The organism is Streptomyces sp. NTH33, assembly GCF_003236365.1.
Lineage (GTDB): Bacteria > Actinomycetota > Actinomycetes > Streptomycetales > Streptomycetaceae > Streptomyces.
In genome coordinates, this window is record NZ_POTZ01000246.1 from 1 (window position 1) to 10,839 (window position 10,839).

The 10,839-nt window shown below is 71.7% G+C and carries 9 protein-coding genes; 3 read left to right on the plus strand and 6 right to left on the minus strand.

From position 1 onward, the window contains the following. The 4 genes from C1I97_RS22285 to C1I97_RS22300 form a co-directional block, all read right to left on the minus strand. Nucleotides 1–247, minus strand: a 247-nt coding sequence (locus C1I97_RS22285) for a 2-oxoglutarate dehydrogenase E1 subunit family protein (protein ID WP_146608263.1), incomplete at its 3' end; no start/stop codon positions are given. Nucleotides 248–526: 279 nt separating this feature from the next. Continuing rightward, nucleotides 527–1,639 (minus strand): HAMP domain-containing sensor histidine kinase, encoded by a 1,113-nt coding sequence (locus C1I97_RS22290; protein ID WP_111004974.1) that lies wholly within the window; start codon nucleotides 1,637–1,639, stop codon nucleotides 527–529. Further along, a complete protein-coding gene (locus C1I97_RS22295) occupies nucleotides 1,636–2,373 on the minus strand; it encodes a response regulator transcription factor (protein WP_111004975.1) in 738 nt (245 codons plus the stop codon). Before C1I97_RS22295 ends, C1I97_RS22290 begins: the two co-directional genes overlap by 4 nt. Before the next feature lie 123 nt (nucleotides 2,374–2,496). Next, entirely contained in the window at nucleotides 2,497–3,174 is a 678-nt protein-coding gene (locus C1I97_RS22300; RefSeq protein WP_111004976.1) for a spermidine synthase, read from the minus strand. 217 nt (nucleotides 3,175–3,391) lie between these two features. Between C1I97_RS22300 and lon the strand changes: the two genes are divergently transcribed. Continuing rightward, nucleotides 3,392–5,824: an endopeptidase La gene (gene lon / locus C1I97_RS22305; protein ID WP_111004977.1), complete on the plus strand. Its 2,433-nt coding sequence runs from the start codon at nucleotides 3,392–3,394 to the stop codon at nucleotides 5,822–5,824. Between the two features lie 77 nt (nucleotides 5,825–5,901). Here lon and C1I97_RS22310 read toward each other — a convergent pair whose 3' ends face one another. Further along, entirely contained in the window at nucleotides 5,902–6,723 is an 822-nt protein-coding gene (locus C1I97_RS22310) for a lysozyme (RefSeq protein ID WP_111004978.1), read from the minus strand. Between the two features lie 287 nt (nucleotides 6,724–7,010). Here C1I97_RS22310 and C1I97_RS22315 point away from each other — a divergent pair, with 287 nt between their 5' ends. Further along, a complete protein-coding gene (locus tag C1I97_RS22315) occupies nucleotides 7,011–7,502 on the plus strand; it encodes a MarR family winged helix-turn-helix transcriptional regulator (protein ID WP_111004979.1) in 492 nt (163 codons plus the stop codon). A gap of 14 nt (nucleotides 7,503–7,516) precedes the next feature. On the opposite strand, the gene C1I97_RS22320 is transcribed toward C1I97_RS22315, so the two are convergent. Beyond that, nucleotides 7,517–8,305 (minus strand): protein phosphatase 2C domain-containing protein, encoded by a 789-nt coding sequence (locus C1I97_RS22320; protein ID WP_111004980.1) that lies wholly within the window; start codon nucleotides 8,303–8,305, stop codon nucleotides 7,517–7,519. Between the two features lie 426 nt (nucleotides 8,306–8,731). On the opposite strand from C1I97_RS22320, the gene C1I97_RS22325 reads away from it, so the two are divergent. After that, nucleotides 8,732–10,839, plus strand: a 2,108-nt coding sequence (locus tag C1I97_RS22325; RefSeq protein WP_258382684.1) for a sensor histidine kinase, incomplete at its 3' end; no start/stop codon positions are given.

Here is a 10,839-nt window from a genome sequence, read left to right on the forward strand (position 1 = left end):
GCGCGGTGGTGGTCCCCGCAGTCCCCGCGGCCGCGGCATCCGCCGAAGCCGGGGCGGCAGCCGCACCCTGCTTGTAGTCGGCGAAGAAGTCCCACCAGGCGCGGTCTACGGAATTCGGGTCCTGGAGGTACTGCTGATAGATCTCGTCGACGAGCCACTCGTTGGCACCGAACGCGGCCGCGGGGTTCTTCCCGGCTTGGTCCGTCTCGGTCGAGATGCTCGTGTTACTGGGGGACTGTGGCGACACAGCGGTAACCGCCCTCTTCCGCTTCACAAGATGATGGGACAGCGGGAATCAAGGCTACGCCTCTTGGACCGGCAAGGTGGGGTCGGGCCGCTCCTTCGTCACGTAAGTCACATCAAAAGCCGGGTTTCAGGGCTCGAATTGGCGGGAAACAAGCGTGGTTCCGCTGTACGTGGGAAGGATGGACCCGGGCCTGACCCCTGGGAGTCGCAAGGCCCCTGCCTGATCACACGTGTCCGTCTGCGGGGACACTCGTGGATCTTGGCGGTTCGAGATCGAACTTTACGTCAACTTGGCAGAGTGGGAGAGCCCCGGAAGGGTGACGAGGATCCGGCAGCCGCGCTCGGATTCGGCCACACCGATCCGGCCACCGTGCAGATCCACCGCCCAGCGGGCGATCGCCAGGCCGAGTCCGGTGCCGCCGTCGCTGCCCGGGCCGTGCGGCCGGTTCACCGCGCCCCGGTTGAAACGCTCGAAGACGCGGTGCCACTCCGACCTCGGGATGCCCGGCCCCTCGTCGAGGACCTCGATCTCCAGTGACTCCGGCTGCGGGCCGCGCCGCGCCTTCACCGTCACGCGCCCGTGCGGCGGGCTGTGCTTGACCGCGTTGTCGATCAGGTTGGCGACGACCTGGTGGATGCGCTCGGGGTCCGCGTGGGCGGTCAGCTCCGACGGGTGGACGTCCAGGTGCAGATGGACGTCCGTACGGGTGTGGCTGCCGGAGCCGGAGGCGATGTCCGCGCGGGCCGAGGCGACCATGTTGGCCTCCTTCAGCACGCCCGCCAGGTACGGCCACACCTCGAACCGCCGCTGCTTGAGCGGGACCACGCCGTTGTCCAGGCGGGACAGGTCCAGCAGCGTCTCCACCAGCCGGCCCAGCCGCTCGGTCTGCTTCAGCGCCGTACGCATGGTCTCGGGGTCGGCCTCGGTGACCCCGTCGACGATGTTCTCCAGCACCGCGCGCAGACCCGCGATGGGCGTGCGCAGCTCGTGCGAGACGTTCGCCACCAGCTCCTTGCGCTGGCGGTCCTGGGCCTCCAGGTCGTCGGCCATGCGGTTGATCGTCTGGGCCAGGTCGCCCAGCTCGTCCCGGCGGTTCTCGCTGACCCGGCGCGTGTAGTCGCCGTGCGAGATGGAACGGGCCACCGTGTTCATCTCGTCCAGCGGCGCGGTGAGCGAGTGCGCCACGAACTGCGTGATGAGGAGCGTGGCGATCATCGAGAAGACCGTGATGAAGCGCAGCTCCGTCGCCGTGCGCACCGCGACCAGCAGCAGACCCGTGGTGATCAGCACCGAGATGACGACCAGCGCGCCCAGCTTGGTCTTGATCGAGAACGGGCGTACGCCACCCCAGGGATCTCCCGGGTCCCTCCGTGCGGCCGGCCCGTCGCTCATGGGGTCGGCGTCTCCAGCGCGTACCCCACGCCGTGCACCGTGCGGATCCGCTCGGCGCCGATCTTCCGGCGCAGCGCCTTGATGTGGCTGTCCACGGTCCGCGTGCCGGAGGCGTCCGCCCAGTCCCACACCTCCGCCAGCAGCTGCTCGCGGGAGAGCACCGCGCGCGGGGTGTTCGCCAGGCACACCAGGAGGTCGAACTCCGTCGGCGTGAGGTGGACGTCCTCGCTGCGCACCCGCACCCGGCGCTGGGCGTGGTCGATCTCCAGTTCGCCCAGGCGCAGGATGCCGCTGCGCGGCGTCGCCGCGGCGAGCGCGGCCCGCTCCATGCGGCGCAGCAGCACGTGCACGCGTGCGGCCAGCTCGCGCATCGAGAACGGCTTGGTCATGTAGTCGTCGGCGCCGACTCCGAGGCCGACCAGCATGTCGGTCTCGTCGTCCCGCGCGGTGAGCATCAGCACCGGCACCGGGCGCTGGGCCTGCACCCGGCGGCAGACCTCCAGGCCGTCGAAGCCGGGCAGCATGACGTCGAGGATCAGCAGATCCGGCTGCCAGGCCTCGGCGGTGTCGACGGCCGCCGGACCGTCGCCCGCGGTCTGCACGACGAATCCCTCGGCGCGCAGGCGGGTGGCGATGGCGTCCTGGATGGTCTGGTCGTCCTCGACCACCAGCACCCGGCGCTGAGCGCCCGGAGTGGCCGTCGTGCCGTTGTGCGCGGTGTGTGTCTGTTCCATCGCCCGCCCCTGAGTGTGCTTTTCCGGAATCCGTGCGGTGATCCGTTGACTGCGCGTGGTCGCGATTGACGCTTGAATGATCGGCGTCAGGTCAGCAGCGTACGGGGAGTCGCCGCGGCTTTTCTATCCAGGTCGGACCCCGAGGTGCACGACGTCGGGAACGCCCCGGGCAACGGGGATCTCTTCGGTGCGCACCTGCTGGAACCCGACATTCCGCAAGGTTCCTTCAAATTCCGGAGACGGCTTCGCCGACCACACGGCGAGCACCCCGCCCGGTGTCAACACCCTCGCGCAGCTTGCCAGTCCGGTCGGCCGGTACAGCTCCTCGTTGTCCTCGGTGACCGTCCAGTCGGGGCCGTTGTCGATGTCGAGGCACAGCGTGTCGAACGTGGCGGAAGTCTCATTGACGTACGCGACCAGATCGGATTCGACGATCTCGGTGCGCGGGTCGGCGAGTGCCCGGGCGGTCAGTTCTGAGAGGGGGCCGTCGCGGTGCCAGCCGACGATCGCGGGTTCGCGCTCGACGACGGTGATCCGTCCCCAGCGGGGGTTCGCGGCGGCGTGCGCGAGGGAGAAGCCGACGCCCAGGCCGCCGATCAGCACGCTCGGCTCGCGCCGGCCGCCCAGCGCGGTGAGCGCCGCGTCGACGAGGAGGCGCTCGGAGCGGCCGTCGGAGGTGTCCATCAGGAAGCAGCCGTTGGCGATGATCTGCAGCAGCGCGCCGTGCCGTCGCAGCACGACCTCGCCGTAGGGGCCTTCGCGGCGGTCCAGCACCACGGGGGCGTCGTACCAGGTGGTCATGAGGTCATCCTGCCCCAACACGCCGGTACGGCCACGTGGATGACGGGTGACACGCACGTGTGCGTGTGTCACGTGTGCGTGTGTGCAGTGCCGGTACGCGCGGCCGCGCCGCGGCACGGTTTTCGTGATCGCTCACAGCGAACGTGAGGCGGGGAACAATCGACAGCTCCCACACATTGAGTCGGCAGAGCTCAATTTGACTGCCGAAGGGGAGATCATGGCTGCTGAGTCCACCGCGTTCACACCGCTCACCCTGCCCGTGCTGCCGCTCGACGACGAGGTCGTGCTGCCCGGGATGGTGGTCCCGCTGGACCTGAGCGACTCCGAGGTGCGGGCCGCGGTGGAGGCCGCGCAGGCTGCCGCGCGGGACGAGCCGGGCAAGCCCAGAGTGCTGCTGGTGCCGCGCGTCGAGGGGACGTACGCCAGGACCGGCGTCCTGGGCACGGTCGAGCAGGTCGGCCGGCTGGCCGGTGGTGACCCGGGCGCGCTCGTCCGCGGCCGCGGCCGTGTGCGGATCGGGGCCGGGACCACCGGGCCGGGGGCCGCGCTGTGGGTCGAGGGGACCGGGATCGACGAGAACGTGCCCGACCCCCTGCCGGGACAGGTCGACGCACTCGTCAAGGAGTACAAGGCCCTCGCCACCGCCTGGCTGCGCAAGCGCGGCGCCTGGCAGGTCGTCGACCGCGTCCAGGCCATCGACGACGTCTCCGCGCTCGCCGACAACTCCGGCTACTCGCCGTTCCTGGCCACCGAGCAGAAGCTCGAACTGCTGGAGACCGCCGACCCGGTCGCCCGCCTCAGGCTCGCCACCCAGCAGCTGCGCGACCACCTCGCCGAGCAGGACGTCGCCGAGGCCATCGCCAAGGACGTCCAGGAGGGCGTCGACAAGCAGCAGCGCGAGTTCCTGCTGCGCCGCCAGCTCGAAGCCGTCCGCAAGGAGCTGCGCGAGCTGAACGGCGAGGAGGAGGGCGAGGAGTCCGACGACTACCGCGCCCGCGTCGAGGCCGCCGACCTGCCCGAGAAGGTCCGCGAGGCCGCGCTCAAGGAGGTCGACAAGCTGGAGCGCGCCTCCGACGCCTCACCCGAGGGCTCCTGGATCCGCACCTGGCTCGACACGGTCCTCGACATGCCGTGGAACGAGCGAACCGATGACAGCGTTTCCGCGTACGACATCCAGGGCGCCAAGGCGGTGCTCGACGCCGAGCACTCCGGCCTGGAGGACGTGAAGGAACGCATCACCGAGTACCTGGCCGTGCGCAAGCGCCGCGGCGACCGCGGCCTGGGGGTGATCGGCGGTCGGCGCGGAGGCGCCGTACTCGCGCTCGTGGGGCCTCCCGGTGTCGGCAAGACGAGCCTCGGCGAGTCCGTCGCCCACGCCATGGGCCGCAGGTTCGTCCGCGTCGCCCTCGGCGGCGTCCGCGACGAGGCCGAGATCCGCGGCCACCGCCGTACGTACGTCGGCGCGCTGCCCGGCCGGATCGTGCGCGCGATCAAGGAGGCCGGGTCCATGAACCCGGTGGTCCTGCTCGACGAGATCGACAAGGTGGGCTCCGACTTCCGCGGCGACCCGGCCGCGGCCCTGCTCGAAGTCCTCGACCCGGCCCAGAACCACACCTTCCGGGACCACTACCTGGAGGTCGAGCTGGACCTGTCGGACGTCGTCTTCCTCGCCACCGCCAACGTCCTGGAGGCGATCCCGGAGGCCCTCGCCGACCGTATGGAGATCGTGCGCCTGGACGGCTACACCGAGAACGAGAAGGTCGTCATCGCCCGCGACCACCTGCTCCCGCGCCAGCTGGAGCGGGCCGGCCTGCGCGCGGACGAGGTCACGATCGAGGAGGGCGCGCTGCGCAGGCTGGCCGGCGAGTACACGCGCGAGGCGGGCGTGCGCACCCTGGAGCGGTCCGTCGCCCGGCTGCTGCGCAAGATCGCGGCCCAGCACGAGCTGGGCGAGCGGGAGCTGCCGTTCACCGTCACCGGGGACGACCTGCGCGCGTTGATCGGCCGTCCGCACCACGTGCCCGAGTCCGCCCAGGACCCGGCCGAGCGCCGTACGTCCGTCCCGGGCGTGGCGACCGGCCTCGCGGTCACCGGAGCCGGCGGCGACGTCCTCTTCGTCGAGGCGTCCCTCGCCGACCCCGAGACGGGCGCGGCGGGCCTGGCCCTGACCGGTCAGCTGGGTGACGTGATGAAGGAGTCCGCGCAGATCGCGCTGAGCTTCCTGCGCAGCCACGGCGCCGAGCTGAAGCTGCCCGTGGGCGACCTGAAGGACCGGGGCGTGCACATCCACTTCCCGGCCGGCGCGGTTCCCAAGGACGGCCCGAGCGCGGGCATCACGATGACCACGGCCCTCGCGTCCCTGCTCTCCGGCCGCCTGGTCCGCACGGACGTGGCGATGACCGGCGAGGTGTCGCTGACCGGCCGGGTCCTGCCCGTCGGCGGCGTGAAGCAGAAGCTGCTCGCCGCCCACCGCGCCGGGGTGACCACCGTCGTCATCCCCAAGCGCAACGAACCCGACCTGGACGACGTCCCGGCCGAGGTGCTGGACGAGCTCGACGTCCACACCGTCACCGACGTCCGCCAGGTCCTGGAGTTGGCGCTCGCACCGGCGACGGACGGTGCGGCGCCGGAGGTTCCGGTCGCCGCGTGACGGAGGCGACCGGATGAGGAAGGCCCGGGTTCCGTGAGGGAGGCCGGGCCTTCACCACGCGTGCCCACGCGTACGGATCAGCCGTTGGCCAACGCCTGCACCCGGTCCAGTGCTCCGTTGAACCTGTCGTGGTCGCCGACCGTCGGTCCCGACGACGTGTACTGCCACATCGTGTAGTAGCCCCAGCCGGCCGGCAGCGGCCCCGGGTCCGAGGCGTACCGGGCGATCCACAGCGGGTTGCCGGCGGCGAAGCCGCCGTAGTTGCCGGTGCACTGGGTCCACCAGTTGGTGGCCGTGTAGATCACGGCGTCCCGGCCCGTGCGGGCCCTGTAGGTGTTCAGGAAGTCGGCGATCCAGCCGGTCATGGCGCTCGCCGACTTGCCGTAGCAGGCGTCTCCGTAGGGGTTCCATTCGATGTCGAGGACGCCCGGCAGGGTCCTGCCGTCGCGGGACCAGCCGCCGCCGTGGTCGACGAAGTAGTTGGCCTGGACGGCGCCGCTGGTGGTGTCCGGGGTCGCGAAGTGGTACGCGCCGCGGATCATGCCGGTGTTGTACGAGCCGTTGTACTGCTGGGCGAAGTAGGGGTTCGTGTAGTACGTCCCCTCGGTGGCCTTGGTGTAGGCCCACCTGACGCCGCTGTTCCACAGCGTGGACCAGGCGACGTTGCCCTGGTGGCCGCTGACGTCGACGCCCTCGGTCTGGGTGACGGCGGCGAGCGACGGCGTGCCGCCGCCCCGGCCGTCGTGCGCCAGGACGCCCATCCCCATGTACGCCGAGCCGCGGGCGGGCGCGGTGGCGGCCGCGGAGGGAAGGGCGGACAGCAGGGAGAACGCGACGAGCAGGATTCCCGCGGCGGTGAGCCGCCGCAGGCGGGCCGTTCCGGATCTGCGCACGGGCATGACGTGCCTCCGAAAGTTCGGTGGTGCTCGGTGGGGGAAACGCGGGCATGCCCCGTCCCGCCGGGGAGGGCGGGTCACCGCCGGATCGCGGCCGCGGCCGCGGGTCACAGGGGTGGCGTGAGCATGCCAGTAACTGCCTGAGTGAGAAGCTACGCACGTAGACCCCGCCGGGGAAGGGGATCCGTGGCCTGCCGTTGGTCCAAGCCTGCGAAATACTGACGGAGCTGCGGCGATGGACCGGACCGGCGGAAACTTTCAGCAACGGGAAACTTCAGGCAGGGGCTGACGTGCACGAAGACGCACACCGCGGTGGACGTGAAGTCGCGTCCGGCGCGTCACCGAGTGGTGTGGACCGGGAGTTCCTGTCCCTGGAACGGGAACTGACGGTGCTGCTGCGGCGCGCGAGGGCCAACCAGGGCGAGATGGCCCGCGAGGTCCATCCCGACCTGGAGCCCGCCGCGTACGGACTGCTGGTCCGGCTGGAGGAGTGCGGGGGACAGCGCGCCACGGACCTCGCCGCGTACATCGGCGTCGGCAAGGCCACCATGTCCCGCCAGCTGCGCGCCCTGGAGGAACTCGGCCTCGTCGCCCGCGAGCCGGACCCCGCGGACGGGCGGGCCTGGCTGGTGGCCCTCACCGACGACGGCCGCCGCCGCGTCGGCCAGGTGCGCGAGGCCCGCCGTGCCCGCTACGTCAGCCAGCTCGCCCACTGGGACCGCCACGAGGTGGCCGAACTGGCTCGGCTGCTGCACCAGTTGAACGGGGTCGCGGAGAAGTAGCCCCCGGCCGGCCCTCACGGCTCCACGAAGACCACCGTCGCGTCGTCGTGCGTCTTGCTGCGCCGCAGATACGTCCGCTCCTCCTTGTCGGCCGCCTCCAGGGCCCGCACCCGCTCCACCAGCGCCCGCGCCCCCTCCTTCCGTACGAGGCCGACGCACCGCGCCCAGTCGCCCGCGCGGAACTTCTCCACCCAGCGCGCCGCCCCGTCCGTCAGCGCGGCCAGCGCGCGGACCTCGTGGCGCGGCACGCTGCCCGTCACGGCCCGCTCCGCCACCGAGGGGTCCGCCGCCGCGGTGAAGAAGCCGCCCTCCTTGTTGCGGACGACGGCGTCGATGAGCGCGTCGGTGGCGAGCGAGGCCCGGGGGAGGCGGGCCAGCCGGTCGTCCAGGACGGGGGTGACCGAGCCGTCGGCGGACTCCAGCAGGAGCACCGAGTCGGACAGCACCAGGTAGTCGACCGTCTCCGCCGACCAGCGCGCCAGAACGACGGTCGCCTGGGGAGTACGCGGGTGAGAAAGGTCACAGGTCGCGGCGTGCGGTTCGGCGGTACGGAGGATCGCGCGCGAAAGGATCTCCGACAGCGTCAGATCTGGACAGGAAACGGTCAGTTCGGTCAGTGCGCCGCCGAGCCGGGCGGTGAACCACGGGACCGAATGCGAACACCCCGTCCCGGTCCTCGGCGGCGTCACTCCGTCCAGGACGACAAGGCAACCACCCTGTCCGAAGGCGGGTAGTCCGACACTCGCGAAGTCCTCGTTGGGGCAGTCGCGGTGGCCGGGCTCCGAAACAACCTCAGTGCGCATCCAGCCAGTCTGCACGAGCCCTTCACAAGGTTTGCGAAAGGGTGGCAAGAGGCCGGGAAATGACAGGGCGACGCAGGTCAGGCGTCTGTTTTGGGCGGGAATGGATCGCTCCGGGAAGGCGTGGCGGCGAATACTGCCAAAGCCTGCCGCGGACGTCCAACCGGCCCGCCGCGCACGCCCGCCGCACACGCCGGGGGAACTTGCCCGCCAACTCCCCTCCGGGGTTCACTCCTTCGGGTGGCCGGTCGGACGATGCGGGACCACCGCCCACCGGCACTGGGAGGGTCGGGAACCGATACAGGTCCCCCTGCTCGAGGCTCGAGCGGAGCCGAGAGCACGGGGGGAGGGTGTACGCACCTGTCCGCGCCGGCTGACGGGGGCACCACCCGGGCCCATGAGTACACGAGTACAGGAATGCGAGCACCGGTGCAGAAGAAGCGGCCTCGGCGCACAGGCAAGCAGACGGCCCTGGCAGGAGACCCGGAGCAGACACCCGGCATGCCCGGGACGCCCGCTGCCGCCCCTGTCGGCAAGGGCCGCCCCACCCGCGTGCGCAACCGCCTGATCGCCGCCGTCGCCGTCGTGGCCGCCGCCGTGGCGGGCGCCGGCGCCCCCTCGGTGATCGCCGCCTCCGGGCAGCTGAGCGACTCCCAGGGGCTGGTGACGCTCGCCGGGCAGACCCAGGACGCGCTCACCCTCGCCCACTCGCTCGCCGACGAGCGCGACGAGGTCACCTCCTACCTCGCCGCCGGCCGCCCCAAGAACGAGGCGCCCTCCGAGCAGCGCAGCACCCGCGTGGACCGCCAGGTCGACGAGCTGCGCGCCGACCCCGACACGCCCGCCCGGCTGCGCGAGGACCTCGACGGCATCGCCGCCGTGCGCCGCGCCGCGCTGACCGGGCAGAGCACCGCCCTGCAGGCCCACCAGGCGTACTCCACCGCCATCACCGAACTGCACAAGCTCGCCGAACAGCTGGCCGAGCGGATGCCGGCGCGCGCCGGTTCCGGAGCGTACGCGCTCGCCGAGCTCGACACGGCCGTCCAGCAGGCCGCCGCCGCCCGCGGACTGCTGCTCGCCGCCCTGAACGTGCCGTACTCCACGCAGACCGTCATCAACCCGGTCACCGGCCTGCCCACGCAGACCGCCACCTGGTCCGAGGCCGACACCAAGCAGCGCGACGCCCTCAGCGCCGCCGCCCAGCAGGCCCGGCTGCGCTCGGACGCGGCCCTCGCCGCATTCCGCGACACCGCGCCCCAGGGCGCCAAGGCGTCGTACGACTCCACCGTGACCGGGCCCGAGGTCGACACCGCCGAGAAGTACCTCGCCTCCCTCACCGACCAGCCGACGCTCTCCGACAGCGAGCTGTTCACCGGCGTCAAGAGGGCCGACGACGCGCTCAGCGCCCGCGTCGACCTGATGCGCGGCGCGGAGTCCTCCCTCTACGACCGCCGCACCAAGGACCTGGCGAAGCTCCGCGACGACGACGTCACCTCGCTGGAGATCCGCATCGCCCTGCTCGGCGGGCTGCTGCTGGTCACCATCGGCGTCGCCACCGCGCTCGCCCGCACGCTGACCCGTCCGCTGGCGGTGCTGCGCCTGGGCTCGGCCCGGCTGGCCGGCGCGGTCGACCCGGCCGCCGAGGAACCCGTCAAGTTCACCGGCCGCAACGACGAGTTCGCGCAGGTCGTCCGCTCCGTCAACGCCCTGCACGCGCAGGCCGCCGTCCTCGCCGAGCGGGTCGCCACCCTGGAGGCCGACCGCAAGCACCTGGTCGGCCAGCGCCAGAAGATGGCCGACGCCCGCGAGGAACTCCAGGCCGAGCTGAAGGAGTCCACCGACCGGCTGGAGCAGCTGCGCGCCGGCATCGGCGGCACCTTCGTCAACCTGGCGCTGCGCACGCTCGGCCTGGTCGAGCGGCAGCTCACCGTCATCGAGGGCCTGGAGGACAGCGAGCAGGACCCGGACCGCCTGTCCACGCTGTTCAAGCTCGACCACTTCGCCACGGTCATGCGCCGGCACAGCGAGAACCTCCTCGTGCTGGCCGGCACCGAGCACGTCCAGCACACGGCCGGACCGGTCCCGCTGGTCGACGTCGTCCGCGCCGCGGTCAGCGAGATCGAACGCTACGAGCGTGTCCGCATCGCCTCCCTGCCGCCGCACGCCCACGTGGCCGGCTTCGCCGCGGACGACCTGTCCCACCTGCTGGCCGAACTCCTGGAGAACGCCACCTCGTTCTCCCCGCCCGACCAGCCCGTCGAGGTCTCCGGCTGGCTCCTGGAGAGCGGCGAGGTCATGCTCTCCGTCCAGGACGAGGGCATCGGCATGCCCGCCGACCGGATGACCCGCCTCAACACCCGCTTCGCCGACTTCGACCCGGAGAGCTCCTACGACCAGGAGGGCGAGGAAGGCCTGGGCCTCGGCCTCTACGTCGTCGCCCGCCTCGCCCACCGCCACGGCGTACGCGTCCAGCTGCGCGAGCAGAAGCAGGGCGGCACCGCGGCGGTCGTGGTCGTCCCCCACTCCCTCCTGGTGCC